Consider the following 25,482-nt stretch of genomic DNA (forward strand, 5'->3'; position numbering starts at 1 on the left):
CGTCGCCCGCGAGCACCCGGATGCCGCACGCGGTCCGGGTCGGTCAGGCGGGATCCGCGGGCAGCGTCGGCTGGATCCGGCGCAGGAAGGTCGCGTTGTCCGGGGTCTCGCGCATCCGCTGCAGGAGGGTGTCCAGGGCGTCCTTGCCCTGGAGGACCCGGCGCAGACCGCGCACGGCGGTCAACTCGGCCGGGCTCAGGAGCAGTTCCTCGCGGCGGGTGCCGGAGGGGTTGAGGTCGACGGCCGGGAAGACGCGGCGGAAGGCGAGGTCGCGGCTGAGCCGCAGCTCCATGTTGCCGGTGCCCTTGAGCTCCTCGAAGAAGTAGTCGTCGGCGCGTGAGCCGGTCTCGACCAGGGCGGTGGCGAGGATGGTGAGCGAGCCGCCCTCCTCGGCCGCGCGGGCGGCGCCGAAGAAGCGCTTGGGGCCGATCAGCGCGGAAGCGTCGACGCCGCCGCTGAGGGTGCGGCCACCGGCGGCGGCCGCGTTGTTGTGCGCCCGGCACAGCCGGGTCAGCGAGTCGAGCAGGATCACCACGTCCTCGCCCGCCTCGACGAGCCGCTTGGCCCGCTCGATGACGAGGTCGGCGAGCGCGATGTGGTCCTTGGGCGCCCGGTCGAACGTCGAGGCGTACACCTCGCCGCGCACGGAGCGCCGCATGTCGGTGACTTCCTCGGGGCGTTCGTCGAGCAGCACCACCATCAGGCGGGCCTCGGGGTGGTTGCCGGCGACCGCGGCGGCGATCTGCTGGAGCAGGACCGTCTTGCCGGTCTTGGGCGGGGCGACGATCAGCCCGCGCTGGCCCTTGCCGACGGGGGCGATCAGGTCGGCGACGCGCCCGGTGAGCCCGGCCGCCGGGTGTTCGAGCCGGAGCCGCTCGCTCGGGTGCAGCGGCGTCAGGTCGCCGAAGTTCCGGCGGTCGCGTTCGGGGGCGCGGCCGTTGACGCGGGCGACCTCGGTGAGGGTCCGCCGGTCGCCCCGTACGCCTTCGACGAGGTCGCCCTTGCGCAGGCCGTGACGGCGGATCAGGGCGGGGGAGACCTGGAGGTCGGAGGAGGCGGCGAGCAGGCTTCCGGCGCGCAGAAACCCCTTCCCGCCTGCGTCGATGTCGAGCACACCGGTGACGGTCTGCGGGGCGGTCTGCTGTACGGGGGGTTCGAGTGTGGTGGTCATGATGGGTGTCCTTTCACGGACGTACGGCATGGGACATGCGAGGAAGGGGGAGCCGCGAGAACGGGGCGGACGAAGCGCCTCCGGGCGGCGGGAAACAGCACCTCGGGTACGACGGAACCGCTGGTCACGAGGTGGCGAGGAGGCCGGTACGACACCGGCCGGCTGAAGGAGAACTGGCACCGGCGCCCTGGACAGGGCGTGCACAAGTGCTGACGGGACGGTACCACGCCGGTTCAGCGCCTGGCGAGGGTTGCGTGGAGCAGGGGGAGGCGCGGCCGAACCAGCAAGCCGCGGGGCGGCCACTCCTGCTTGCGTCAACGCGGCGCCGCCCTCGCCTGTTCCGCGCGTGGCGGACGGCGAGGGCGGCGGAAAAGCCGGTCGGCCCCAGGGCTGAGGCTCAGACGGAACGTGCCTCCGCGTCCTTGGCGATCTGCTCGAACTGCGCGGCCATGGCGGCCTGGAGCGCCTGGGCGGCCGACAGGGGGCGGACCATGACGGTGAACTCGTCGATCAGGCCGTCCTCGTTGACGTGGAGGAAGTCGCAGCCCTGGATCTCGCGGTCGCCCACGCGCGCGGTGAAGACCAGCGCGTGGTCCCGGCCGCCCGCGTCGTCGATCTCCCGGATGTAGCGGAAGTCCTCGAAGACCCGCGCCACCCCGCGCAGGATCGCGGCCGTGAGCGCCTTGCCGGGGTACGGCTTGAACACCACCGGGCTGGTGAAGACGACGTCCTCGGCCAGCAGTGCCTCGGCGGCGTCGAGGTCCCATGCCTCGATCGCCTCGCGGAACGCCTTCATCGCGGCCTCCATGGTCAATTTTTTGAGTAGGTGCAGAAGAGATTAGTCACCCCCTGCTAGCGTTGTCCATATGTCGCTGAAGTACGCCGTCCTCGCCGCCCTCCTGGAGGGGGAGGCGTCGGGATACGAGCTGTCCAAGGTGTTCGACGTGTCCTTCGCGAACTTCTGGGCCTCGACCCCCCAGCAGCTCTACCGGGAGCTGGAGCGCCTGACACAGGACGGCCTGATCGAGGCCCGGGTGGTGCAGCAGGAACGGCGGCCCAACAAACGGATGTTCACCCTCACCGAGGCGGGCCGGGAGGAGCTGGGCTCCTTCGCCGCCGAGCCGGTGCGCCGCCCGGCGGCCCTGCGCGACGAACTCATGATCAAGATCCAGGCCCTGGACGACGCGGACCCCGGCCCCGCCCGCGCGCTGATCGAGGAGCGGATGAGCTGGTCCCAGGGCAAACTCGCCCGCTACGAGCGGGTGCGCGAACGGCTGCTGGCCGGGCGGTCCGAGGAGGAGTACCTGCGCGTGAGCGACCGCGTCGGGCCCTATCTCACCCTGCTCGCCGGCATCGACTACGAGCGCGGCAACGTGGGCTGGTGCGAGCGCGTTCTCGCCGTACTGAAGCAGCGGAGTCCTCTAGGCTGACGCGGATGTTCAGCCCCGAAGGCCCCTCCCTGCGCGAACTCGCCGTCCAGGCGCTGTCGTCCGTCGAACGCGGCTACGACCTGCTCGCCCCGAAGTTCGACCACACCCCCTTCCGCACCCCGGACTCGGTGCTCGACGCCGTCGCCGCGGCACTGGAGCGCAAAGGGCCCTTCGGCACCGGGCTCGACCTGTGCTGCGGCACCGGCGCCGGGACCGACGTCCTCACGCGCGTGTGCCGCCGCGCAGTCGTCGGCCTCGACTTCAGCGCGGGCATGCTCACCGTCGCCCGCGAGCGCCCCCGCCCCGCCGCCGCGCCGCCGGTGTCCTACGTCCGCGCCGACGCCCGCGCCCTGCCGTTCGCGCCCGCCTTCGACCTCGCGGTGAGCTTCGGCGCCTTCGGACACTTCCTGCCCCGCGAACTGCCGGGCCTGTTCGCCCAGGTGCGCTCCGTCCTGCGGCCCGGCGGGGCGTTCGTCTTCCCGGTCGTCGCCCCGCCCGGCCCCGGATCGCGGGCGTACTGGACGCTGCTCGGCTTCGACGCGGTGATGCGGGTCCGCAACGCCGTGTGGCGCCCGCCGTTCGTCATGTACTACCGGGCGTTCCGGCTGGGCGAGGTGGTCCCGGAGCTGGGGCGCGCCGGATTCTCCGTCACCCTGGAGCCCCTGCCCGAGTTCGGCCGGCGGCGGGACGGGAGCCCGAGGGTCCGAATGATCGTGGCGCGCCGGCCGACGTGACGGGCGATCCTGCTCAGACGGCCGCCGGCAGCGTGAACTCGTAGACCAGCGCGTCCTGTCGGGCGTCCACGACCAGTTCGGTGATCTCCAGCGGACGGGCGTACTGGTCGTGCACGCGTCGCGTGACCCGTACCGACGCCGCGCCCGCGAGCGGGGTGATGGAGTCCCGGTGGTGAAGGTCCAGGCCCGCCTTGCGCATCCAGTCGTAGGCGCGGTGCAGTTGGGCCGAGGTGGAGCCGTCGGCGCGGTCCCGGTAGCGGGCCAGTTCCGCCACCTCGGCCACGGCCACGTCGGAGAAGGACGTGACGGCCATGCGGCGGCCGCCCCCGTCGGCGCCCGCGGACTCGTAGCGGTGCACGAGGGTCCGGCGGTGCGGGGCCAGGCCCAGGGCCTCGGCGTGGCCCGGCGGGGGCGTCTCCCACGCCACCGTCGCCCGGTCGACGGCGCCCGGATCGGCCGCCCGGGCGCCGACCGGGAAGGTGAGCGCCGCGGGATTCTCGACCGGCAGACCGGGCAGTGTGGCGTGGCTGCCGCGCCGGTCGGTGGCGACCAGGCCGTCGTGCCGCAGCACCTCCAGCGCCTGCCGTACGGTCTCCCTGCTGACCCCGAAGTGCCGGGCCAAGTGCCGCTCGCCCGGCAGCCGTTCGCCGGGCGGGATCGTGCCGTCGCGCAGCTCGCCGAGCAACTGCGTCGCGATCCGCCAGTAGAGGGGCTGTGCCTCGGTGAGCGAGTGGTCGTGCGGGGCGGTGCGGGCCATGCCGCGCCCTCCTGTTGGTGACGTGCCGTAGCCATGCCGACTCATTGCGCCACCAGATCTACCATTGGTCTAAACCAGCAGGGAAGGCCGTCGGGCCGGTTCGGCCGAAACCGGCCCACGGATCACCGCACGCGTCAGACGTACGACCCCAGCCAGCGCATCTTGGCCGCCTCGTGATACGGCCCGCCGCCCTCGTGGTCGTTGAACTCGTACACCTCGATCGCCTTGTCGTCGTGCGCCCAGGCGTTGTAGGCCGCGAAGACGGTTGAGGGCGGGCAGGTCTGGTCCTCCAGGGCGGCCGAGAACAGGGCGGGGGCCGTGCCGCGGGCGGCGAAGTGGACGCCGTCGAAGTAGGAGAGCGTGCGCAGCACGTCCTCGCCGCGGCCGCGGTGCGTCTTGAGGTAGAGGCCGATCTCGCGGTACGGGTGCCGGTCGGTCAGCGTCGCGGCGCGCGGGTAGTCGCACAGGAACGGCACGTCCGGGGCGACGGCCGTCAGGTCCGGCACCAGACCGCCCACGGCGATCGTGATCCCGCCACCCTGGCTGGCGCCCACCGCCACGGTCCGCGAGGCATCCGTCAGCGGATGCGAACGGGCCGCCTCCACCGCGCGCACCGCGTCCGTGAACACCCGCCGGTAGTAGTAGTTCTCGGGTGCGTCGACACCGCGCGTCATGAAGCCGGGGTAGGCGGGCGCCCCGCCCACCGGGTCCGCCGTACCGCCGCCACCGCCCCAGGCGCTGCCCTGGCCGCGGGTGTCCATCACGAAGTGCGCGCGCCCGGTGGACGCCCACAGCAGATGCTCGTGCGGCAGCCCGCGCCCGCCCCCGTACCCGACGAACTCCACCACCAGCGGCACCGGTTCCTCAGCAGCCGCGGGCAGCGTCAGCCAGCCCTTCACCGGATGACCGCCGAACCCCGCGAACGTCACGTCGTACACCGTCACCGTGGCCAGCCCCGTGTCGACCGGCTCGAAGCGGGCGTCCAGATCGTGTGCGCGGGCCTCCTGGAGTGTCTTGGACCAGAAGGAGTCGAAGTCCTCGGGCACGACGGAGTCACTGCGGTACTCCCGCAGTTCGTCGAGCGGAAGGTCGAACAGGGCCATGGAAGACCGCCTTTGGGAGGAGGGCCTGCGGATGATCACACGGTACGGGGGTGATCGGACCTTTCGCCAGATCATCCCGGGGTCCGCGTCCCGTGCCGACGCCGTGGCGAGTCCGGTCGGCGGCCCGGCCGCAGGGCAGAAGTGCTGGTCGGGGCGGCCGAGTTGGCAGCCGGGCATGCCGGGCGGGAGATCGCCGGCGACGGGCCCATCCTCCCTGGTGGTCGGGTCACCGCCCGCTCTTCAGGCGTCCCGTCGGCTCCACTGCGGCTCGACGCGGGCCCACTCCCGCTCCCACTCCGTGAGCCGGTGCGCGGTCGTGACGCGGCGGAACAGGGCGTGTCCGAGAAGGACGAGGCCCGCAGTACCGGCCGTCGCGCAGACGCCGATCGTCACGGTGTGCTGCCAGATCGTCGCCCCGGTCGTCGGTGGGGAGACGCTGCGGCCAGCGGAGTCGAGCCACACGTCGACCCGCTCACCGCGGAGGGCGCCGGCCGGGACCAGGGCCGTGTCCGTGCGGCGCGTGCCGTCCGGGTCCGTCCAGCGCACCGTCACCCGTTGCTTGCGCTCGGTGCTCTGCACGGTGGGGAGGGATCCCGAGGCCGCCGCGCCGGTCACCTGCGCGCGGATCCGGTGGCGGTCGGCGCGCTGGGCCGCCGCCGTGGCCCGGGCGTCGTCATGGGCCCACCAGCCCGCCACCACCCCGGCCAGCGGCGCGGCCAGGAACAGCAGGACGGCCACCACCACTAGCGCCCACGCCTCCATGACATCGGACCGGAGCCGCAGCGGGTTGTCCCGGCGGCGCCGGCCGGGTGCTCGCGTCCTCGTCACGCCGGCCGGGTACCCGCCGAGGCGCGCGGAAGTCAGCCGAAGCGCTCGATGCGGATCCGGTCGACCGGCTGGCCCGCCTCCACGAGCAGCCGCGAGGCGTGCTCGGCGAACCCGTTGGAGCCGCACACATAGGCCTCCCACCCACCAGGCGGCCGCTCGGCCAGGAGCGGCGCCACATGTGCGGCCGACACACGTCCGACCGGCACGCCCTCCGGCGCGCTCCGCGTGAACACGGGCGTCGTCTCCGCGCCGTACTCCCGCGCGTAGATCAGCTCCTCGGGGCTGCGCGCCGACACCAGCAGCCGCAGCGGCACGTCCAGGCCGCGCGCCCGGTGGTGGCGGACCATCGACATCAGCGGGACGACCCCGGATCCGGCGCCGATCAGCAGCGCCGGCCGGTCACCGGGCCAGGCGAAGAAGCCGCTGACCGGTCCGCGGACCTCGACCCGGTCGCCGGGCCGGGCGACGGTGTGGAACCAGCCGGAGACCTCGCCGCCCTCGACATGGTCCAGGGTCAGCTCGATGCGCCCGGAGTCGTCGGGCGCGGACGCGATCGAATAGTGGCGCTGGGCCGCGTAGCCGTCCTCGGCGGTCAGCCGCAGCATCAGATGCTGGCCGGGCAGATGCCCCGCCCAGGCGGGCACCGCGAGCCGGACGGTGGCCGCGCGCGGGGTCTCGCGCCGGATCTCGGCGATGGTGGCGGTCTGCCACACCGTCGCCGTCTGCTGACTCACCGCGATACGTCCCGGCACGGCGAAGCGGGTCGGGGGAGTGAAGGTCTCAGTCACCGGAGTACCGCTGCTCCTCCCACGGGTTGCCCCGCTCGTGGTAGCCGTTCTGCTCCCAGAAGCCCGGCTCGTCGTGGTCGAGGATCCGCAGGCCCGCGATCCACTTGGCGCTCTTCCAGAAGTACAGATGCGGCACCAGCAGCCGCGCCGGGCCGCCGTGCTCCGGGGCGAGGGGCCGGCCGTCGTACTCCCAGGCGATCCAGGCGCGCCCGCCGGTGAGGTCCGCGAGCGGGAGGTTCGTGGTGTACCCGGTGTGTGAGTAGGCCACGGCATGGGTGGCGCAGGCATGGGGCCGGACCACACTGAGGAAGGCGTCCAGGGAGACGCCCCCGAACCGCACCCCGAACTTCGACCAGCTCGTCACGCAGTGGATGTCGCCCTCGTAGACCGATCCGGGCAGCGCGTGGGCCTCGTCCCAGGTCCAGGTGCGGGGTTCGTCGACCAGGCCGTCGACGCGGAACGTCCACTCTGCGGGCGCGAGATCGGGCGTGACCTCGGCGGACAGGACGGGCCAGTCGTCGCCGGCGTCGTACTGGCCGGGTGGCAGTCCGGGGTCGGGGACGCGTGGGCGTCCGGTGAAGCCTCGGGTGACGTTCATGCGGGAGGTGCCTCCAGACCGCCGGGACGGCCGTGATCAGTACGTTGCTCATTCAACCGTACTGGTCCGGCCGGGCGGGAATAGCCGCCCGCCGATCTTGCTTGGTTTCTGTGGCGGCGAAGGAGAGAGGGAGCAGATGTCCAAGGCGTACGAGCAGGTCCTCGACAACCCGGCCTGGACCGCGCTGACCGGCCCGCAGGCCCGGCTCGCCGAGCAGCGGGGCCGGGTCCTGCGCTACCCCGCCGAGGTGGCGCCCTGGGTGGCGCTTCCCGAGGACCCGGAGCCCGCCGACTGGGCCGACATCGCCGCTCTCGCCGGTCCCGGCAACGAGGCCCTGCTGATCGGCTTCCGGGGCCCGGCGCCCGAGGGCTGGGAGACCGTCTTCCGCGCCGAGGGCGTGCAGCTCGTCGGCCCGGACGTGGCGGGCGCACCGGACCCCGAGGCGGTCCGCCTCGGCCCGGCCGACGTGCCCGAGATGCTCGACCTGGTCGCCCGCACCCGCCCGGGACCGTTCCGGGCCCGCACCCTCGAACTCGGCACCTACCTCGGCATACGCCGGGACGGTGCCCTGGTCGCCATGGCGGGGGAGCGGCTGCGGCCGCCGGGCTGGACGGAGATCAGCGCGGTGTGCACCGACCCTTCCGTCCGGGGCCAGGGCCTGGCCGGACGGCTGGTGCTCGCCGTCGCCCACGGCATCCAGGAGCGCGGCGAGACGCCCTTCCTGCAGGCAGCCGCGGACAACACCGGCGCGATCCGGCTGTACGAGGCGCTGGGCTTCCGTCTGCACCGCAGCACCGTCTTCCTCGGCACCCGCGTCCCGGAGGACCTTCTGGAACCGGCGGCTCAACCGGCGTTGTAGCGCACCAGGTACTCGGCGAACCGCTCCAGATCCTCGTCCGGCCAGTCGGCCGGCCGCTCCCGCACCACCGTCCGCCGCCGCTCGGTGACCTGGGCGAGGAGCCGCCGCCCGGCGTCCGCCAGGTGCAGCACCTGCACCCGGTGGTCGTCCGGGTCGAGGCTGCGCCCGATGAGGCCGTCGCGCTCCAGGGCGGCCACCTGGCGGCTCACGGTGGACTTGTCCAGGGCGTAGCGCGCCGCGAGGTCGGTGGCCCGGCAGCCGCCGTTCATCACAACTCGGCAGACATCGGCGGAGATCACTGGGTAGGCTGACGGCCGTCCGCGGAGCGTCCCGGACGTGTCGCACCGAGGGGGTGAGACCCATTACCGCAGTGTCAGGTCGGGTGCTCTCCCCGCGCGTCGGTGCCGTCGCCGTTCGCCGGTGACCCGAGGAGCGCCCTTCGGATTCCGAGAGGCCCCCTTTGTCTTTCCTGTCTCCCCTTTCCCTCTCCCGTGACGCCGTCGTCGCCACGTTGCGCGCCGCGGGCTGTGTCTTCGCCGAGGACGAGGCACGGTTGCTGCTGACCACCGCCGGCTCCGGGCCCGAGCTCGCCGCCCTGGTGGACCGGCGTGCGGCCGGCCAACCCCTCGAACTGGTCCTCGGCTGGGCCGAGTTCCGCGGACTGCGCATCGCCGTCGAACCCGGCGTCTTCGTCCCCCGCCGCCGTACCGAGTTCCTGGTCGAGCAGGCCCTCGCCCAAGTCCCGGAGGCCCGTGTGGTGGTGGACCTGTGCTGCGGCTCAGGCGCCGTCGGGGCCGTGCTCGCCGCGGCGCTGGGCCCGGTCGCCCTGCACGCCGCCGACATCGACCCGGCCGCGGTGCGCTGCGCCCGCCGTAACGTCGCCGCGTACGGCGGCCAGGTCCACACCGGTGACCTGTTCGGGGCGCTGCCCCCGGCCCTGCGCGGCCGTGTCGACATCCTCGCCGCCAACGTCCCCTACGTGCCCACCGGCGAGGTCGCCCTGCTGCCCGCCGAGGCACGTGACCACGAGCCGCTGACCGCCCTCGACGGCGGCGCCGACGGCCTGGACCTGCTGCGCAGGGTCGCCGGTGAGGCGGCGCGCTGGCTGGCGCCGGGCGGCTGCCTGCTCGTCGAGACGAGCGAGCGGCAGACCGCGGCCGCCGTCGAGGCCTTCACCCGCGGCGGCCTGACAGCCCGCCCGGCGGTGTGCGAGGAGCGGTACGCCCAAGTCGTGCTCGGCACGGTGTCTTTGGCCGTCCCAGGGCCGCCCGGGGCCTAACCCGGCGTCGCCACCCGTGCGATGAGCAGGGCGACGTCGTCGGAGTTGTCGGGCTGGTGCAGTGTGCGCAGCAGGAGGTCGCAGACCTCCTCCAGGGGGCGGTCGGGGCCGTCGAGGAGGCGCAGCAGGGCGTCGAGGCGTTCGTCCAGCGGGTGTTGGCGGGTCTCGACGAGGCCGTCGGTGTAGAACACCAGCCGGTCGCCGGGCTCCAGCGACACGGTGGTGGTGGAGAAGGCCACTCCGCCCACCCCCAGTGGTGCCCCGGTGGGCAGTTCGAGCAGTTCCGGGGCGTGGCCGTCGCGCAGGCGGACCGGTGGCAGGTGCCCGGCGTTGGCGATCCTGCACTGCCGCAGCTGCGGGTCGTGGACCGCGTACACACAGGTGGCGATGGCCTGGTCCAGGCCCTCCGTGGTCCTGTCCAGGTGTTCCAGCAGCCGGGCGGGGTCGAGGTCGAGGGAGGCGAGGGTGTTGGTCGCGGTCCGCAGCCGGCCCATGGTCGCGGCGGCGTTCACCCCGCTGCCCATCACGTCACCGACGACCAGCGCGGTCTTGCCGCCGTCCAGCGGGATCACGTCGAACCAGTCGCCGCCGACCTCCGCCGTGGCGCCCGCGGGCTGGTAGCGGGAGGCGACCTCCAGGCCGCCCGTCATCGGCGGATGGCTCGGCAGCAGACTGCGCTGGAGGGTGAGGGCGGTGTTGCGGGCGTTCTGGTACCAGCGGGCGTTGTCGATCTGTACGGCAGCGCGGGCCGCCAACTCCCGGGCCAGCAGCAGGTCGTCGTCCCCGAAGGGCAGGGGGTTGGTCATCCGCTTCAGGTCGAGGGCGCCCAGCACCTCGCCGCGGGCGATCAGCGGCACGGCCAGATAGGAGTGCACCCCCGCGCGGGCCAGCTGCTCGGCGGCCTCGGGGGAACGGGCGATGCGGGGCAGGTCCGCGGGCTCGACCTCGGCCAGCATCACCGGGCTGCCGGTGCGCACGCACTCGGTGACCAGCCGGTCGGGTGCGTACCGCGCGATCTGGCCGGGCGGATCGGCGGCATCGAGCGCCTCCGACGGATGCTCCGCCTGGACGGCCAGGGCGCGGATCACGGCCGGTTCGGTGGGGCCGAGGATGCTGCGTCTGCCCTCCACCACCGCCTCCAGCAGGTCCACGGCCGCGATGTCGGCGAGCTCGGGGACGGCGACATCGGCCAGTTCGCGTGCCGTGCGGTCCAGGTCGAGGGTGGTGCCGATACGGGTGGACGCGTCGGCGATCACCGCGAGGCGCCGGCGTGCCGCCTCGGCCTCGGTCTGCGCCCGGTGCTGCTCGGTGATGTCCACGACCATGCAGGTCACGCCCAGCACGGTGCCGAGCGCGTCCTCGAGCCGGTACAGCGACACCGACCAGGCGTGCTCCTCGTCAGGATCGGCCGGAGTGCGTCCTACGAGGGCCTGGTCGACCAGCGCCGCCCCGCTGTCCAGCACCCGCCGCACCGCGGACTCCAGGGCGTCGGTGTCCAGGTCGGGCAGGACCTCGGGGACGGTACGGCCCAGATGCGCCTCGGCCGGCATGCCGTTGATCCGCTCCAGCGCGGGATTGACGGAGACGAACCGCAGATCGGTGTCGAGGACGGCGAGTCCGGTCGGCGACTGCGCGACCATCCGGGTGGACAGCGCGACGTCCCGCTCCAGTCGCCGCACGGTCGACTGGTCGGCGGCCAGACCGAGCGCGTAGACGTCACCCAGGTCGTCCAGCAGCCGCTGGTTGCGGAACTCCACCAGCCGGGTGCTGCCGTCCTTGTGCCGGATCGGAAAGGCCCCGGCCCAGCTCTCGCCGGTCTCCAGGACATCGGCGAACAGCTTCACCACCAGGTCGTAGTGCTGTTCGTGGATCATCAGCCGGGCGGCGGACCGGCCCAGCGCCTCCTGTGCGGAGTAGCCGAAGAGCTGCTCGGCCTGGGGACTCCACAGCACGATCCGGCCGTCGGTGTCCAGGACGACGGAGGCCACGCCCAGCACATCGAGCAGCCCGGTGGGCCGCACGGGTCCCCGCACGGGTTCATCGCCGGCCGGGGGAGCGGGCTTGTCGCCTCCGGCCGGGGGTGGGTCGGCGGCGTGCGCGGGCTGGTCGCCCCGGGCCGGGGGTGGTGTGGGGGTGTGCACGGGCTTGTCGCCTCCGGCCGGGGGTGGCGTGGGGGTGTGCGCGGGCTGGTCACCCGCTACCGGCTCGCCGCCGCGCCCCATGAGTCGCGCGGCGGCGCGCACGGGCTCGTCATCCGGTACCGGTTCGTCACCCCCGGCCGCGGTTGGCGTGGGCGCGTGCGCGGGCTTGTCGCCTCCGGCCAGGGGCGGCGTGGGTGCGGGCACGGGCTCGTCATCCGGCACCGGCTCGTCGCCGCGGTCCCCGGGTCGCGCGGCGCCCACCGGCTCGTCGCTCCCGCCCGCGGGTGGCGCAGGGGCCCGTACCGCCTCGTCACCCCCTGCCAGGGATGGCGTAACGGCCCGCACCGCCTCGTCACCCCCGGCCAGGGGCACCGCGGCGCGCGTGGGCTCCTCGCCCGGTGGCGGTTCGTCGTCCCGGGCCACGGGAGATCCGGCTGCAGTCATCCCACGCACCGCCTTCGCCCTTTCACGCGGCACGCCGTCCCCCGTGCCGACTCCGCCAGTTGTACCGCGCTCAACCGTCTCCGCGACCTCTCGCGTCGCTCACCTCCACCATCCCTCAACACGGGGCCGGGCGTCCGGGCGAGCGCCACGAAGACGACCACTGCCGTTCCGCTGTTGGTCTGTACATGACCATCTCGGCGCGCCACACTGTCCGCCGAGCACCCGCACCCCACCCCCCCGATCGAGGAGTCGGCCCATGCCCCTGCATGCCCGGCAACGTTGTCACGCCGTCCTGACCGGACTCGTCGCCCTCGCCAGTGCCGCCGCCGTCCTGTCCGCCGCCCCGCCCGCGTCCGCCGCCGAGACCTGGACCGAGGTCGGCTCCGACCGCGCCGACCCGCTGACCGAGAGCCAGGGTCTGGCCTCCGTGGAGGTCCCGGCCGGCAGTCCCAACCGCTACACCGGTATCGGCACCATCCCCTTGGGCGTGAGCAGCCGGGGCTGGAACCACGTCGGCGACCCGGACGCCACCCGCGACGGCTATTACATCGAGCCGTACCAGGCCGACTCCGGCACCGCGAAGATGTTCCGGGTGCAGGCACCGGGCGGCGCCTGGTCGGAGTACGTGCACACGCTCGGCCCCGGAGAGGCGCTGAACAACTCCTGGGTCGCCGTCGCGCCCTCCGGCCAGTGGATGCTGGCCGGCGAGTACGGCACCATGAACCGGCTGCTCGTCTTCCCGACCCCGGGCGCCAACCCGAGCACCTCCCCGTCGGTCAACCTCCCGCAGGTCTCCACCGTCCGCCTGGACCGGCCCGTACGGGACGTGCAGGGCTGCGACTTCTCCGGTCCGACCACCCTGCTGTGCTCCTCGGACGACCCGGCCGGGACCCTGTTCGGCGTGACCAAGCCGCTGCTCCGGATCGACCTGTCCGCCCAGCCGGGCAGTACCGACGTCACCGGCCAGGTCACCGCCCTGCGCCAGCTCCCCCTGCGCAGCCGCTGCTCGGGCACCTTCGAGACGGAGGGCGTCGACTACGACCGCCGTACCGGCAGCCTGCGGGTGATCGTCCTGTCGCCGGGCTTCTGCATCCTGACCGACAGCAAGACCTACCGCTTCACCCGCGGCTGAGCCGGGCCTCTCGGGGCTGTGCATCCCGGAATGTGGTGCTTTTCTGGGAGTGCGACACGGTGTCGCGGGGGAACCCGCGCTGTGACGCTGCACGGCCTCGAGAGGAGTGACCACGATGGACACTGAGCGACAGCACCCGGAATCCGTTTCCGTGGAACTGAGCGGATGCAGCAAGGAGGATGCCCGGATCGTGTTCGACGCCCTGTGCGCGCACTTCGACTCGGACCGGTGCTCCGACGACGTACCGCAGGACTGGCACGAGTCCCGGCCGACGGTGTGGCTGGGCACGTTCGACGTCTCCGACCCGCGCCCGGCCGAGCGGCGGCCCGACGGGCGGCTGTCCTCGTCCGTGGAGGCCGATGTGCAGGGCGGCTACTGGGCGATCGAGCGCTTCCGCTCCACCTTGGACGACCTGTTCACGGTGCATGACCTCAGCACCTCCTCCGGTGATCAGGAGCGCGAGCTGCACGTACGGCTGGAAAGTCGGTGACCTGGGTCTCTTCTATTGTGCAACTAGTTGCATAAGCCGTGCGCGGTCCTCTACAACAGGGGTGACGACGCCGCGCACGGAGGGGCCCGATGAGCCGTTACCCGCATCTGCTGAACCCGCTCGACCTGGGCTTCACCACGCTGCCCAACCGTGTCCTCATGGGCTCCATGCACGTCGGCCTGGAAGAGGCCGAGCACGGCTTCGAGCGGATGGCCGCCTTCTACGCGGAGCGGGCGCGCGGCGGCGTCGGCCTGATCGTCACCGGCGGTATCGCGCCCAACGACGAGGGCCGCCCCTACGAGGGCGGCGCGAAGCTCACCACCGAGGCGGAGGCCGAGCAGCACCGGCAGATCACCGACGCCGTGCACCGCGAGGGCGGCCGGATCGCGCTGCAGATCCTGCACTTCGGCCGCTACGCCTACCACCAGGACCTCGTCGCGCCGAGCCCGCTGCAGGCCCCGATCAGCCCCTTCCCGCCGCGCGAGCTCACCGACGCCGACATCGAGCGGACCATCGAGGACTACACCCGCACCGCCCGGCTCGCCCGCCGGGCGGGTTACGACGGCGTCGAGATCATGGGCTCCGAGGGCTACCTCATCAACGAGTTCATCGCCGCCCCGACCAACCGTCGCACCGACCGCTGGGGCGGCTCGTACGAGAACCGCATGCGGTTCCCGGTCGAGATCGTGCGCCGGGTCCGCGAGGCCGTCGGCGAGGACTTCATCATCGTCTACCGGCTCTCCATGCTGGACCTGATCCCGGGCGGCTCCACGCTGGACGAGGTGATCACCCTCGCCCGGGCCGTGGAGGCCGCCGGGGCGACCCTCATCAACACCGGCATCGGCTGGCACGAGGCCCGCATCCCCACCATCGCCACCTCCGTTCCGCGCGGCGCGTACACCTGGGTCACCAAGCGGCTGATGGGCGAGGTGTCGGTCCCGCTGGTGACCACCAACCGCATCAACACCCCCGAACTCGCCGAGGAACTGCTCGCCGGGGGATACGCGGACATGGTCTCCATGGCCCGCCCGATGCTCGCCGACCCGGAGTTCGTGAAGAAGGCCGCCGAGGGCCGGCCCGAGGCCATCAACACCTGCATCGGCTGCAACCAGGCCTGCCTCGACCACACCTTCAGCGGCAAGATCACCTCCTGCCTGGTCAACCCGCGTGCCTGCCACGAGACGGAGCTGGTCCTGGCGCCGGCCCGGCTGCGCAAGCGGGTCGCGGTCGTGGGCGCGGGCCCGGCCGGTCTGGCCTGCGCGGTCTCGGCCGCCGAGCGCGGCCACGAGGTCACCCTGTACGACGCCGGGGGCGAGATCGGCGGCCAGCTCAACGTCGCCCGCCAGGTCCCCGGCAAGCAGGAATTCGACGAGACCCTGCGCTACTTCCGACACCAGCTCGACGCGCGGGGTGTCGACGTACGCCTGAACACGTCCGTCGAGGCCACCGATCTGGAGGGCTACGACGAGGTCGTCGTCGCCACCGGCGTCACCCCGCGCACCCCGGACATCCCCGGCGTCGACCACCCCAGCGTCGTCGGCTACCTCGACGTCCTGCGCGACCGGGTGCCGGTCGGCGAGCGGGTCGCGATCCTCGGCGCGGGCGGCATCGGCTTCGACGTCGCCGAGTTCCTCACCGACGGCGGCGACAAGGCGAGCGAGGACCCCGAGACGTACTTCCGCCACTGGGGCGTCGACATGGCGTACGCCGGCCCCGGCGGGCTGGCGGCGCCCGAGCGGCCCGCCCCGCCGCGCACCGTCCACCTGCTCCAGCGCAAGACCACCAAGGTCGGCGCGGGCCTTGGCAAGACCACCGGCTGGATCCACCGCACCGAGCTCAAGCACCGCGGCGTGCGCATGGTCCCGGGCGTGCGCTACGACCGGATCGACGATGCCGGGCTGCATGTCACGGTGGGCGAGGAGAGCACAGTCCTGAAGGTCGACACCATCGTCCTGTGCACCGGCCAGGAGCCGCGCCGCGACCTGTACCGGGAGCTGGTGGCCGCGGGCCGCAGCGCGCACCTGATCGGCGGCGCGGACGTGGCCGCGGAACTCGACGCCAAGCGGGCCATCAAGCAGGGCACGGAGGTCGCGGCGGCCCTGTAGGGGCCGTCCCGGGCCGTCCCTAGGATGACGTCATGTCACTCCCGCACGCGATCCTCACCGCCCTGCTCGAAAAGCCGTCCTCGGGGCTGGAGCTGACCCGTCGCTTCGACAAGTCGATCGGCTACTTCTGGTCGGCGACGCATCAGCAGATCTATCGCGAGCTGGGAAAGCTGGAGGCGGACGGGCTGATCCGCGCGCTCGCGTCCGAGCAGCCCGTCCGCGGCCAGAAGAAGAGCTACGAGGTCCTGCCGGCGGGCCGCGCCGAACTGGCCCGCTGGAGCGCCGCCCCCCAGGACCCCAAGCCGCTGCGGGACACGCTGCTGCTGCGGCTGCGCGCGGCGGCCGTGGTCGGCACCGAGGGCATCGCGGCCGATTTGCGCCGCCATCTCGACCTGCACGCCCGGCAGCTGGCCGAGTACCGGGAGATCGAGGAGCGCGACTTCCCGCCCGGAAAGGACGGCCCCGAGGACCGGCTGCGCCATCTGGTGCTGCGGGCGGGCATCGATCTGGAGACCTTCTGGACCCAGTGGCTCACCCACGCGCTGGAGGAGTTCGCCGAGCTGCCCGGCGCCGAGCCTCAGAGGCGGTAGGGCTTGGAGCGGCGGCGCAGGAACCAGACGGTCGCCGCGGCGCCGATCGCCAGCAGTCCGCCGCCCGCGGCGAGGGTCAGCGTGCCGTAGTCCTTGGTGCCGCCGCCGACGCCGCCCATGACCCCGCGGGACGGGGAGGCCGTCGCGGAGACGGTGGGCGTGGGGGCCGAGGAGACGACGACGGCCTGGGTGCCCGCGGTCTGGTTGTTGAACGTGCACTGCACCACGACGGTGTACGTGCCCGGGCTGACGCTCGACCAGGCCGCCGACTGCTGGGTGGTCGTGCCCGAGAGCGCCACCTGACGGCCCTGGGCGAAGTCGGCCTGGCTGCTGGTGAGCAGCGAGGCGGTGCCCCAGCTGCCGGTGGAGCTGGTCTGGCTGCACGCGCTGGTGGTGACCGAGACCGTGTTGCCGCTGGTGCTCACGGAGATCCCGGACTGCGCGCCGGCCGTCGGGGTGGTCAGGGCGAGCGGAAGCGCGGCGACGGCCGCCACGGTCAGCCCCGAGCGGACGATTGGCGATGTGTTGCGCATGTGGACTGCCCTCCAGCGGCACGGTTGGCGGTACATCCCTTGCGCCGCCGAGGGTCGGGAAAGGCCCGTGCTGCCTCGGGGTCAGCCAACGTCCTCTGGGCCCGACGCGCATGCGGACGGCACCCGGGCAGGTGACGCGGTCCATCGTCCGGCCCATGGCGAGGCCTCGCTCACGGTGCCGGGTCCGGCCGGTGCCCGGGCCTCGCTCACCGTGCCGGGTCCGGCCCATTGCCGGGCCTTGCTCACCGTGCCGCGTCGCCCGTGGTGACCGTGCGCTCGACCGAGAAGCCGCCCCACGTCCCGTCGGGCAGCCGCGCCCGCAGCCGTACCCGGTGGCGCACGCCCGCCTCCTCGCCCGCGTAGAAGCTGTACGTGGCCTTCTCGAGCGGTTCGTCGCCACCGAACACCACCGAGGTGGCGGGCTTGCCGTCCAGGTGCACCTGGTACTCCGTGATCCGGCCGTCGGCGCGCGGCGGGACCCAGCTCAGGTCGATGTAGTAGGCCCCGTCCTCCTGGTCGCGGTGGCTGGTGGCGCGGAAGCCGGACGGTGCCGTGCCGCGGCCGTCGTCGGTGCCGGGGGTGGTCAGGCGGACGGGCGTGCCCGGCGCGGAGCGGTTGTCGGCGGCGTCCCGGGCACGGACGGTGAAGGTGTAGCGGGTGCCCGGCCGCAGTCCGGTCACGACGGCCGCGGTCTGGTTCCCGCCCACACTGTGGATCTTCGTATCGCCCTGATGGATGTCGTACGACACCACCTCCTGGTCGTCCTTCGCCGGGGACCAGGACAGCTGGACGGCCCGGCTGCCCACCGCGCGGCCCCGGAGGCCGCCCGGCGCGCTCGGGGCCGCGCGGTCCGGGGCGGCCGAGGCGGGTGTCGTCGCGCGGACCTTCTCGCTGGGCGGTCCGAGGCGGCCGTCGGCGTCGCGGGCCCGCACGGTGAAGGTGTAGGTGGTGGACGGGCGGAGCCGGGTGACGTCCACCATGTGTGCGTCACCCGGCACGTCCTTGACCTTTGTGGGGCCGCGATACACCTCGTAACCGTCGATGCCCTGGCTCACCGCCACCGCGTTCCACATCACGTGCACGCTGGTCGCGCTGCCCGCCTCGGCCGTGACGCCCCTCGGCGCGCCGGGCAGCGGGACCTGCTCGGCCTGCCCCTGCCCGCCGCAGGAGGCGACCAGGGCGAGGGCGCCGCAGAACAGGGCGCGTCGGTGCGGGCGGGCGGGGACCGGAGCGCGTCGCACGGCTGAGCCTCCTGTGGGGGGAACCGGGGCCGCGGCGGCACTCCCGGCGCCGGCACGGCAATGGTCCGGACCAATATGGCGTGACTGACGCGATCACATCAAGAGGGCGGTGGGGGTGACCGTTCGCGGCAGTTACATATGCTGGCCCCTCGACGGCTGAACTCCCCCGGGGGAATCGGGAGTTCACGCCGGGGGCGCGGACCGCTGTCGTCGCTGATGCCGCGCCGGCCGTGCGCGGCCGGGAGGACGGGCCGACCCAGGCTCAGACTCCCGGCCGCTGCCGGAGATTCGGTCCACCCGTCGCCGAAGGGCGCGCCGGGACACCCCGTCTGGCCCTCGAATGGTGGCTCCTTGATCGGCCAGGTACCAGATTGGGCTGAGTGTTCGTCAGTGTCCCCCCGGAGAGGGTCCCTTATCCATGCGTGTCCAGTCGCTGACGCTGGTCGCGGCAAGCGCCGCCCTGCTCGCCCCGACCACCTCGCCCACCACCACCCCGCCGCGCGCCGAGGAGAGGCCGGCGGTGCGGCCCGCGATGGGGCCCCAGGGCGACGTCCGCGCCGCCGAACTGCTGGCCCAGACGCGCCGCTGCGCCCAGATCTCCCGCGGTCGCTACCGCACGGACGACGGCCGCTTCCCGACGGTCCCCGTCTGCGGAACCCCGGACGCCGTCTTCTGGAAGGCCGACCTGGACATCGACTGCGACGGCCGCCCGGGCCCCCGCTGCAACGGCCGCACCGACCCCTGGTTCAGTGACGCCACCGCCTTCACCCAGTCCGACGGCCGTTACCTGGACGCCGAACGCCTCCCGTACGTCGTCGTGCCCACGCCGAGCCGCATCTGGGACTACCGGGACCACGGGATCCGCGGCGGCTCGGTGGTCGCCCTCGTGCACCGGGACCGTGTGCGGTACGCGGTCGTCGGCGACGTGGGTCCGCGGGACATCATCGGCGAGGCGTCCTACGCCGCCGCCGAGGCCCTCGGCATCCCCGCCGACCCGCACGGCGGCGGCACGGACTCCGAGGTCACCTACATCCTCTTCAAGGACACCCGGGTGGACCCGATCGAGGACCGTGAGGCCGCCGTGGCGGTGGGGGAGCGGCTGGCGCGCACGTTCGCGCGCGGCGGCTGACCGCCTGTCAGACCGCCGACCAGCCGTCGTCCACGGGCAGCACCACGCCGTTGATGTTGCTCGCCGCGTCCGAGGCGAGGAACACGATGGCCCCGGCACTGGAGGTGGCCTCCCGGGGCATCGCCTAGACCCCGTCGCCGGTCGCACCGTGCGGGAGGTTCACACCTTGCGGTAGGTGTACGCCTCCTCCGCGGCCGCCTGTACCGCCGCGAGGTCGGCGCCGGTGGCCGCCGTGACGACCGCGGCGATCGCGCCCTCGACGAAGGGCGCGTCCACCAGCCGCGTGCCGTCGGGGAGTTCGTCGCCCTCGGCGAGCAGCGCCTTCACGGTCAGCACCGCGCTGCCGAGGTCGGTGAGGACGGCCACCCCGGCCCCCTGGTCCACGGCCGCGGCCGCCGCCGCGATCAGCTCGGAACTGGTGCCGAGGCCGCCGTCCTCGGTGCCGCCCGCCGGCGCCACCGGCACCGACGTCCCGCCGCCCGCGAGGCTCTTCGCCAGCTCGGCCACCGACGCGGCCACCTCGGCGCTGTGCGACACCAGCACGATCCCGACCCGCCGGTCGTCACTCACCGTTCGCCTCCGCCAGCGCCGCGACGAGCAGGGCCGAGGAGGTGGCACCGGGATCCTGGTGCCCGATGCTGCGCTCGCCGAGATAGCTCGCCCGCCCCTTGCGCGCCTGGAGCGGTGTCGTGGCCCGGGCCCCGTCCTCGGCGGCGGCCCGCGCGGCGGCGAAACCGGAGCCGAGCGCGTCCACGGCCGGCACCAGCGCGTCGATCATCGTCTTGTCGCCCGGCGCGGCACCCCCGAGCGTCATCACCGCGTCCACTCCGGCACGGAACGCCTCCGCGAACTGTGCCTCGTCGACCTCGGCCGCCTCCCCGAGCGCCTTGCCGGTGCGCCGCAGCAGCGTCCCGTACAGCGGCCCCGAGGCGCCGCCCACCGTCGAGATCAGCTGCCGTCCGGCGAGGGTCAGCACCGCGCCGGGCGTGTCCGGGGACTCCTTGTCCAGGACCGCGGTCACGGCGTGGAAGCCACGCACCAGGTTGCTGCCGTGATCGGCGTCCCCGATCGGCGAGTCGAGGGAGGTGAGCCGCTCCGCCTCACGGGCGACGGACGCGGCGGTCGCGGTCATCCAGCGGCGGAAGAAGTCGGCGTCGAGCACAAGATCTCCTTGCGTGGTAGGTACGTTGACACCCGGGGGCCGCCCGCTCACATGCCCCAGCGCAGTCCGGCCGTCCGCACCGGCGCGTCCCACAGGCGCAGCAGTTCCTCGTCGATCTGGCACAGGGTGACCGAGGCGCCGGCCATGTCGAGGGACGTGACGTAGTTGCCGACGAGGGTGCGGGCCACGGCCACCCCGCGGGCGGCGAGCACCCGCTGGACCTCGGCGCTGAAGCCGTACAGCTCCAGCAGCGGGGTCGAGCCCATGCCGTTGACCAGGACCAGGACGGGGTTGCGCGGGGCCATGTCGTCCAGGATCGCGTGCACCGCGAAGTCGGCGATCTCGCCCGAGGTCATCATGGGCCGCCGCTCCCGGCCCGGTTCGCCGTGGATGCCGATGCCGAGCTCCAGCTCACCGGGGGGCAGGTCGAAGGTGGGGCTGCCCTTGGCGGGGGTGGTGCAGGCGCTGAGCGCCACGCCGAAGCTGCGGGCGCTGTCATTGACCTGCCGCGCGATCGCCTCCACCCGCTCCAGCGGCATGCCCTCCTCGGCCGCCGCACCCGCGATCTTCTCCACGAACAGGGTCGCGCCGGTGCCGCGGCGTCCCGCGGTGTAGAGGCTGTCGGTGACCGCCACGTCGTCGTCGACGAGCACCTTCGCCACCTGGATGCCCTCGTCCTCGGCGAGTTCGGCCGCCATGTCGAAGTTGAGGACGTCGCCGGTGTAGTTCTTCACGATGAACAGCACGCCCGCGCCGCTGTCCACGGCCGCCGCGGCGCGCACCATCTGGTCCGGCACCGGAGAGGTGAACACCTCGCCCGGACAGGCCGCCGACAGCATCCCGGGCCCCACGAACCCGCCGTGCAGCGGCTCGTGCCCCGAACCGCCGCCGGAGACGAGGGCGACCTTTCCGGGCACCGGGGCGTCCCGCCGTACGATCACCCGGTTCTCGACATCCACGGTCAGTTCGGGGTGAGCGGCCGCCATACCGCGCAGGGCGTCGGTGACGACGGTCTCCGGGACGTTGATGAGCATCCTCATGGGTGCCTCCTGGTGAGGTGGGCAGACAGCTTCCGGACCGCTGTCGGCAGTATCGACCTTGGGACGAGGAAGGTCACGTGCGGGGGAGGACCCGTCGGCGCCCGGGGCGCCCCGGCTCAGTCGGCCACCCGCAGCACCAGCTTGCCCGTCGACGTACGGCTCCCCATCAGCCGGTGCGCCCCGGCCGCGTCCGACAGCGGGAACTCCGCGGTGACCGGCAGCCGCACGGTGCCGTCGGCGACCGTACGGAAGGCCCGCTCGGCGAGCGAGCGCAGCGCGTCCGGTGCCGACTGGGCCAGGGCGAGTATGGAGAAGCCCGCGACCGAGCGGCCCTGCGCGTACAGCTCGGGCTGGCCCACCTGCCACGGCTCCGATCCGCTCGCGTTGCCGAAGGACACCAGGCGTCCGTAGACCGCCAGCGCGTCCAGGCCGCGGCGCAGGGTGTCCCCGCCGAACGGGTCCAGGACCAGGTCCACGCCCCGGCCGCCGGTGGCACGGCGGACGTCCTCGGGGAAGGTCTCGGCGGTGAACACCGCGTCGTAGCCGTGCCCGCGGGCGTACTCGGCCTTGCCCGCCGAGGAGGCGACGCCGTACACCGCCCCGGCGCCCGCCGCCCGGGCCAGCTGCCCGGCCACGGTGCCGATGCCGCCCGCCGCGCCGTGCACCAGCACGCTCTCCCCGGCGCGCAACCGGCCCACCTCGTGCAGCAGGGCGTACGCCGTCGGCACGACCGTGGGGAGCGTGGCCGCCGTCCGCAGGTCCATGCCCTCGGGGAGCGGGAAGACGGTCGCCGCGTCGGCGACCACCACCTCGGCGTAGGCGCCGCCGCCGACCAGCGCGGCGACCTCCTGCCCGGGCCGCAGGCCCTCGACACCCTCGCCGACGGCCCTGACACGCCCGGAGACCTCCAGACCCGGGCGGTAGGGCAGCGCGTCCACCCGGTACCCCTCGGCCCGCGCCTTGAGGTCCGCGAAGTTCACCCCGGCGTAGGCGGTCTCGACGGTCACCCGGCCCGGCCCCGGCTCCGGGACGTCAACCTCCACGACCTTCAGCACCTCGGGATCGCCGTACTCCTCGAACTCCACTGCGCGCATGACGGATGGCCCCTTCTGTGACGTGTCGACCGTGACGTGCCGACCTGACTGTTCGACGGGAAGCGAACACTCGGACTGTAAGATACAGATCGAACACTCGGCAAGCGGCACGGGAGCGGAACATGGCGAACCAGGTGGCGGGCGGCGGTCATCGCGCCGCGCCGGTGCACACGGATCCCGAGGACGTCTCGGTGCAGACCGCACTGTCCGCGGTCGCCGACCCGGTACGCATGCAGCTCATCCGCGAGCTGGCCGACTCCGCGGACTGGACGCGCAGTTGCGGCAGCTTCGACGTGCCGGTCGGCAAGGCAGCGCTCAGCCACCACTTCTCGGTGCTGCGCGGCGCGGGGCTGGTCGAGCAGCGCGACGAGGGGCCGAAGCGGGTGAACCGGCTGCGGCGCGAGGAGTTCGACGCACGCTTTCCGGGGCTCCTGGCTCTGGTACTGCGGGATTGAACGGCAAGTACCAGGCCGTACCCGAGGACGACACAGGAAGGCGAACGCCATGACCGACAGGCTCACCGTGGCGGTGCTGGGCACCGGGATCATGGGGGCCGCGATGGCCCGCAACCTCGCCCGCGCCGGACACACCGTCCGCGCCTGGAACCGCACCCGCGCCAAGGCCGAGCCGCTCACCTCCGACGGCGCTTCCGTCGCGGACACCCCCGCCGAGGCCGCCCAGGACGCCGATGTCGTCCTGACGGTCCTGCACGACGGCCCCGCCGCCCTGGACGTGATGCGCCAGGCCGCCCCCGCCCTGGGTCCCGGCACCGCCTGGGTGCAGTCCACCACCGTCGGCCTCGACGGCCTCCCCGCCCTGGCGGACCTCGCCGGTGAGCACCGGCTGGCCTTCTACGACGCCCCCGTGCTCGGCACCCGCGGGCCCGCCGAGGCGGGACAGCTGACCGTGCTGGCGGCCGGGCCCGCCGACGGCCGGGACAAGGTCACACCGGTCTTCGAGGCGATCGGCGCCCGCACGGTGTGGACCGGCGAGGACGGCGCGGCGGGGACCGCGACCCGGCTGAAGCTGGTCGCCAACAGCTGGGTCATCGCGGCCACCGCGGCGGCGGGGGAGACGCTCGCCCTGGCACGGGCCCTCGACGTGGACCCGCGCACGTTCTTCGACCTGATCGAGGGTGGCCCGCTGGACATGGGGTACCTGCGCGCCAAGTCCGGGCTGATCATCGAGGAGCGGCTGTCCCCGGCCCAGTTCGCGGTGTCCACCGCCGCCAAGGACGCGCGGCTGATCGTCGAGGCGGGCGAGCGGGGCGGGGTGCGTCTGGACGTGGCCGAGGCGGGCGCCGCCCGTCTGGAGCGGGCCGTCGCCCTCGGCCACGGCGACGAGGACATGGCCGCCGCCTACTTCGCCAGCTTTGACGACACCGTCGGCAAGCAGAGCTGACCGCACCGGACCTTCGACACCGTCGACGACCCGAGCCGACCGCACCGAACCGAGGAGGAACCCCAGATGTCCAAGCCCCCGCTGCCCGACGAGGCGCAGGAACTGCTGCGCCGCCCCAACCCGGCCGTGATGGCCACCCTGCGCTCGGACGGCACGCCCGTCTCCACGCCCACCTGGTACCTGTGGGAGGACGGCCGCGTGCTGATCAGCCTGGACGACGGCCGCGTACGCCTGAAACACCTGGGCCGCGACCCGCGCGTGACGCTCACCGTGCTCGACGGCGAGGACTGGTACACCCACGTCACCCTCATCGGACGCGTCGTCGAGACGTACGGCGACGAAGGGCTCGCCGACATCGACCGGATCGCCTCGCACTACACCGGCAAGCCCTACGCCAACCGCGTCCGCCCCCGCACCAGCGCCTGGATCGAGGTCGAGCGCTGGCACGGCTGGGGCGCGCACAAGGACAGCGATCAGGCCTCCGCCTGAGGCACGCGCGAGGTCAGGATGCTCATCGCGTTCGCGGCCACGATCGCCCCGATGCTCGCCCACTCCGCCCACCCGAGGCCCTGCCCGAGTCCGACCAGGCCGACGAGCGCGGCGAGCACCGGGTTGACGCTCATGAACAGCCCGAACGCCCGGGCCGGGACCCGGCGCAGGGTGAGCAGGTCCGCGAGGTAGGGGACGGCCGACGACAGCACCCCGGCGGCCACGGCGCAGGCCACGGCCGCGGCCGTCGGGGGCTGCCGTACGACGAGGACGACCCCGGCCGGCAGGAACAGCAGAGCGGACAGCGCGGCCGCGGCGGCCGCACCCTGCGCGCCGGGCAGGCGCTGTCCCACGGTGCGGTTGAGCAGGATGTACGACGCCCAGCAGACGGCGGCCAGCAGGCCCAGGCCCAGACCGACATAGTCGGCGGACGGGCCCGGACGCAGCAGCGCGATCACCCCCGCCGCCGCGATCACCGCGCACAGCGCGTCCAGCCGCCGCCGGGACGAAGCCAGCGCGATGGCGAGCGGACCCAGGAACTCCAAGGTCACCGCCAGCCCCAGACCGATCCGGTCGATGGCGGTGTACAGCGACAGGTTCATGGTGCCGAAGACCACCGCCAGCAGGGCGACCGGCCACCACTGGTGCCGGGTGAAGGCACGCGGCCGGGGCCTGGCGACGGCCAGCAGGACGAGGGCGGCGACGTACTGACGTACCGCCACCACACCGATCGGACCGAGCACGGGGAAGGCGAGCGAACCGATCGCGGCACCGGTCTGGTTCGACAGCCCGCTGGCGACCATGGTGGCCACACCCGCGAGCCTGCCGGGCGCGGACTCGACGTGGGGGAGGGCGGCTTCGGCGGCTTCGGCGGCGGAGGCGGAGCACATGCGGACAGCGTGGAGCCGACCGTCGTATGCGCAAAATGCGTACGCCGAGCCATC

At 73.4% G+C, this 25,482-nt stretch carries 27 protein-coding genes and 2 pseudogenes; 12 read left to right on the forward strand and 17 right to left on the reverse strand.

From position 1 onward, the window contains the following. Window positions 1–43 precede the first annotated feature (43 nt). Both rho and ACFYW5_RS17655 read right to left on the reverse strand, forming a co-directional pair. Entirely contained in the window at window positions 44–1,171 is a 1,128-nt protein-coding gene (rho, locus tag ACFYW5_RS17650) for a transcription termination factor Rho (protein ID WP_389417898.1), read from the reverse strand. A gap of 397 nt (window positions 1,172–1,568) precedes the next feature. Continuing rightward, window positions 1,569–1,967 carry a nuclear transport factor 2 family protein gene (locus tag ACFYW5_RS17655; RefSeq protein WP_389417899.1) on the reverse strand — a complete coding sequence of 133 codons (399 nt, stop codon included), beginning with the start codon at window positions 1,965–1,967 and terminating at the stop codon, window positions 1,569–1,571. 70 nt (window positions 1,968–2,037) lie between these two features. Here ACFYW5_RS17655 and ACFYW5_RS17660 point away from each other — a divergent pair, with 70 nt between their 5' ends. Both ACFYW5_RS17660 and ACFYW5_RS17665 read left to right on the forward strand, forming a co-directional pair. Continuing rightward, entirely contained in the window at window positions 2,038–2,601 is a 564-nt protein-coding gene (locus ACFYW5_RS17660; protein ID WP_389417900.1) for a PadR family transcriptional regulator, read from the forward strand. Window positions 2,602–2,606: 5 nt separating this feature from the next. Further along, on the forward strand, window positions 2,607–3,335 hold the full coding sequence (locus ACFYW5_RS17665) for a class I SAM-dependent methyltransferase (RefSeq protein ID WP_389417901.1): 729 nt from the start codon (window positions 2,607–2,609) through the stop codon (window positions 3,333–3,335). A 13-nt stretch (window positions 3,336–3,348) separates the two neighbouring features. Here ACFYW5_RS17665 and ACFYW5_RS17670 read toward each other — a convergent pair whose 3' ends face one another. The 5 genes from ACFYW5_RS17670 to ACFYW5_RS17690 all read right to left on the reverse strand — a co-directional run bounded on the left by ACFYW5_RS17670 (window position 3,349) and on the right by ACFYW5_RS17690 (window position 7,409). Next, window positions 3,349–4,092 (reverse strand): GntR family transcriptional regulator, encoded by a 744-nt coding sequence (locus ACFYW5_RS17670; protein ID WP_389417902.1) that lies wholly within the window; start codon window positions 4,090–4,092, stop codon window positions 3,349–3,351. A gap of 134 nt (window positions 4,093–4,226) precedes the next feature. Further along, window positions 4,227–5,195, reverse strand: coding sequence for an acetylxylan esterase (locus tag ACFYW5_RS17675; RefSeq protein WP_389417903.1), 969 nt, complete (start codon window positions 5,193–5,195; stop codon window positions 4,227–4,229). Between the two features lie 240 nt (window positions 5,196–5,435). After that, window positions 5,436–6,023 (reverse strand): hypothetical protein, encoded by a 588-nt coding sequence (locus ACFYW5_RS17680; protein ID WP_389417904.1) that lies wholly within the window; start codon window positions 6,021–6,023, stop codon window positions 5,436–5,438. A gap of 32 nt (window positions 6,024–6,055) precedes the next feature. Further along, window positions 6,056–6,811 (reverse strand): ferredoxin reductase, encoded by a 756-nt coding sequence (locus ACFYW5_RS17685; RefSeq protein ID WP_389417905.1) that lies wholly within the window; start codon window positions 6,809–6,811, stop codon window positions 6,056–6,058. Then, window positions 6,804–7,409: a sulfite oxidase-like oxidoreductase gene (locus ACFYW5_RS17690; protein WP_389417906.1), complete on the reverse strand. Its 606-nt coding sequence runs from the start codon at window positions 7,407–7,409 to the stop codon at window positions 6,804–6,806. The genes ACFYW5_RS17685 and ACFYW5_RS17690 overlap by 8 nt, the downstream gene beginning before the upstream one ends. Window positions 7,410–7,545: 136 nt before the next feature. Between ACFYW5_RS17690 and ACFYW5_RS17695 the strand changes: the two genes are divergently transcribed. After that, the gene (locus ACFYW5_RS17695; protein ID WP_389417907.1) at window positions 7,546–8,268 is read left to right on the forward strand and encodes a GNAT family N-acetyltransferase; all 723 of its coding nucleotides are present in this window, start codon (window positions 7,546–7,548) and stop codon (window positions 8,266–8,268) included. Here the strand turns inward: ACFYW5_RS17695 and ACFYW5_RS17700 are convergent. Then, window positions 8,253–8,534: pseudogene (locus tag ACFYW5_RS17700) on the reverse strand (MarR family winged helix-turn-helix transcriptional regulator); the annotation flags it as partial. The gene ACFYW5_RS17695 and the pseudogene ACFYW5_RS17700 overlap by 16 nt on opposite strands. A gap of 194 nt (window positions 8,535–8,728) precedes the next feature. On the opposite strand from ACFYW5_RS17700, the gene ACFYW5_RS17705 reads away from it, so the two are divergent. Then, complete coding sequence (locus ACFYW5_RS17705) at window positions 8,729–9,547, forward strand: putative protein N(5)-glutamine methyltransferase (RefSeq protein ID WP_389417908.1); 819 nt, start codon at window positions 8,729–8,731, stop codon at window positions 9,545–9,547. Here the strand turns inward: ACFYW5_RS17705 and ACFYW5_RS17710 are convergent. After that, window positions 9,544–11,535 carry a SpoIIE family protein phosphatase gene (locus tag ACFYW5_RS17710; RefSeq protein ID WP_389417985.1) on the reverse strand — a complete coding sequence of 664 codons (1,992 nt, stop codon included), beginning with the start codon at window positions 11,533–11,535 and terminating at the stop codon, window positions 9,544–9,546. The two genes, ACFYW5_RS17705 and ACFYW5_RS17710, sit on opposite strands and share 4 nt — an antisense overlap. Before the next feature lie 853 nt (window positions 11,536–12,388). Between ACFYW5_RS17710 and ACFYW5_RS17715 the strand changes: the two genes are divergently transcribed. The 4 genes from ACFYW5_RS17715 (at window position 12,389) to ACFYW5_RS17730 (ending at window position 16,449) form a co-directional block, all read left to right on the forward strand. Next, entirely contained in the window at window positions 12,389–13,264 is an 876-nt protein-coding gene (locus tag ACFYW5_RS17715; RefSeq protein WP_389417909.1) for a hypothetical protein, read from the forward strand. 115 nt (window positions 13,265–13,379) lie between these two features. Further along, window positions 13,380–13,754: a hypothetical protein gene (locus tag ACFYW5_RS17720; RefSeq protein ID WP_389417910.1), complete on the forward strand. Its 375-nt coding sequence runs from the start codon at window positions 13,380–13,382 to the stop codon at window positions 13,752–13,754. An 89-nt stretch (window positions 13,755–13,843) separates the two neighbouring features. Further along, window positions 13,844–15,859: an FAD-dependent oxidoreductase gene (locus ACFYW5_RS17725; protein ID WP_389417911.1), complete on the forward strand. Its 2,016-nt coding sequence runs from the start codon at window positions 13,844–13,846 to the stop codon at window positions 15,857–15,859. A 32-nt stretch (window positions 15,860–15,891) separates the two neighbouring features. Further along, complete coding sequence (locus ACFYW5_RS17730; protein ID WP_389417912.1) at window positions 15,892–16,449, forward strand: PadR family transcriptional regulator; 558 nt, start codon at window positions 15,892–15,894, stop codon at window positions 16,447–16,449. Here the strand turns inward: ACFYW5_RS17730 and ACFYW5_RS17735 are convergent. Further along, entirely contained in the window at window positions 16,437–16,982 is a 546-nt protein-coding gene (locus ACFYW5_RS17735; RefSeq protein WP_389417913.1) for a hypothetical protein, read from the reverse strand. The two genes, ACFYW5_RS17730 and ACFYW5_RS17735, sit on opposite strands and share 13 nt — an antisense overlap. A 242-nt stretch (window positions 16,983–17,224) precedes the next feature. After that, the gene (locus tag ACFYW5_RS17740; protein WP_389417914.1) at window positions 17,225–18,223 is read right to left on the reverse strand and encodes a fibronectin type III domain-containing protein; all 999 of its coding nucleotides are present in this window, start codon (window positions 18,221–18,223) and stop codon (window positions 17,225–17,227) included. 418 nt (window positions 18,224–18,641) lie between these two features. On the opposite strand from ACFYW5_RS17740, the gene ACFYW5_RS17745 reads away from it, so the two are divergent. After that, complete coding sequence (locus tag ACFYW5_RS17745) at window positions 18,642–19,352, forward strand: glycoside hydrolase family 75 protein (protein WP_389417915.1); 711 nt, start codon at window positions 18,642–18,644, stop codon at window positions 19,350–19,352. Between the two features lie 7 nt (window positions 19,353–19,359). Here ACFYW5_RS17745 and ACFYW5_RS17750 read toward each other — a convergent pair. The 5 genes and pseudogenes from ACFYW5_RS17750 to ACFYW5_RS17770 all read right to left on the reverse strand — a co-directional run. Then, a pseudogene (locus ACFYW5_RS17750) lies at window positions 19,360–19,452 on the reverse strand (3-ketoacyl-ACP reductase); the annotation flags it as partial. A gap of 59 nt (window positions 19,453–19,511) precedes the next feature. After that, on the reverse strand, window positions 19,512–19,922 hold the full coding sequence (dhaM, locus tag ACFYW5_RS17755; RefSeq protein ID WP_389417916.1) for a dihydroxyacetone kinase phosphoryl donor subunit DhaM: 411 nt from the start codon (window positions 19,920–19,922) through the stop codon (window positions 19,512–19,514). Beyond that, entirely contained in the window at window positions 19,915–20,514 is a 600-nt protein-coding gene (gene dhaL / locus ACFYW5_RS17760; RefSeq protein WP_389417917.1) for a dihydroxyacetone kinase subunit DhaL, read from the reverse strand. Before dhaL ends, dhaM begins: the two co-directional genes overlap by 8 nt. 47 nt (window positions 20,515–20,561) lie before the next feature. Beyond that, window positions 20,562–21,554, reverse strand: a complete 993-nt coding sequence (dhaK, locus tag ACFYW5_RS17765) for a dihydroxyacetone kinase subunit DhaK (RefSeq protein ID WP_389417918.1) — start codon at window positions 21,552–21,554, stop codon at window positions 20,562–20,564. A 116-nt stretch (window positions 21,555–21,670) separates the two neighbouring features. Next, entirely contained in the window at window positions 21,671–22,648 is a 978-nt protein-coding gene (locus ACFYW5_RS17770; RefSeq protein WP_389417919.1) for a zinc-binding alcohol dehydrogenase family protein, read from the reverse strand. Between the two features lie 122 nt (window positions 22,649–22,770). Here ACFYW5_RS17770 and ACFYW5_RS17775 point away from each other — a divergent pair, with 122 nt between their 5' ends. From ACFYW5_RS17775 to ACFYW5_RS17785, 3 genes are all read left to right on the forward strand, one after another. Further along, entirely contained in the window at window positions 22,771–23,103 is a 333-nt protein-coding gene (locus tag ACFYW5_RS17775) for an ArsR/SmtB family transcription factor (protein WP_389417920.1), read from the forward strand. A 49-nt stretch (window positions 23,104–23,152) separates the two neighbouring features. Further along, a complete protein-coding gene (locus ACFYW5_RS17780; protein WP_389417921.1) occupies window positions 23,153–24,049 on the forward strand; it encodes an NAD(P)-dependent oxidoreductase in 897 nt (298 codons plus the stop codon). Between the two features lie 66 nt (window positions 24,050–24,115). Further along, entirely contained in the window at window positions 24,116–24,538 is a 423-nt protein-coding gene (locus tag ACFYW5_RS17785; RefSeq protein ID WP_389417922.1) for a PPOX class F420-dependent oxidoreductase, read from the forward strand. Here ACFYW5_RS17785 and ACFYW5_RS17790 read toward each other — a convergent pair. Next, complete coding sequence (locus tag ACFYW5_RS17790) at window positions 24,523–25,428, reverse strand: DMT family transporter (RefSeq protein ID WP_389417923.1); 906 nt, start codon at window positions 25,426–25,428, stop codon at window positions 24,523–24,525. The genes ACFYW5_RS17785 and ACFYW5_RS17790 overlap by 16 nt on opposite strands. Between the last annotated feature and the right edge of the window lie 54 nt (window positions 25,429–25,482).

The sequence above is a fragment of the Streptomyces sp. NPDC002779 genome, assembly GCF_042888685.1.
Lineage (GTDB): Bacteria > Actinomycetota > Actinomycetes > Streptomycetales > Streptomycetaceae > Streptomyces.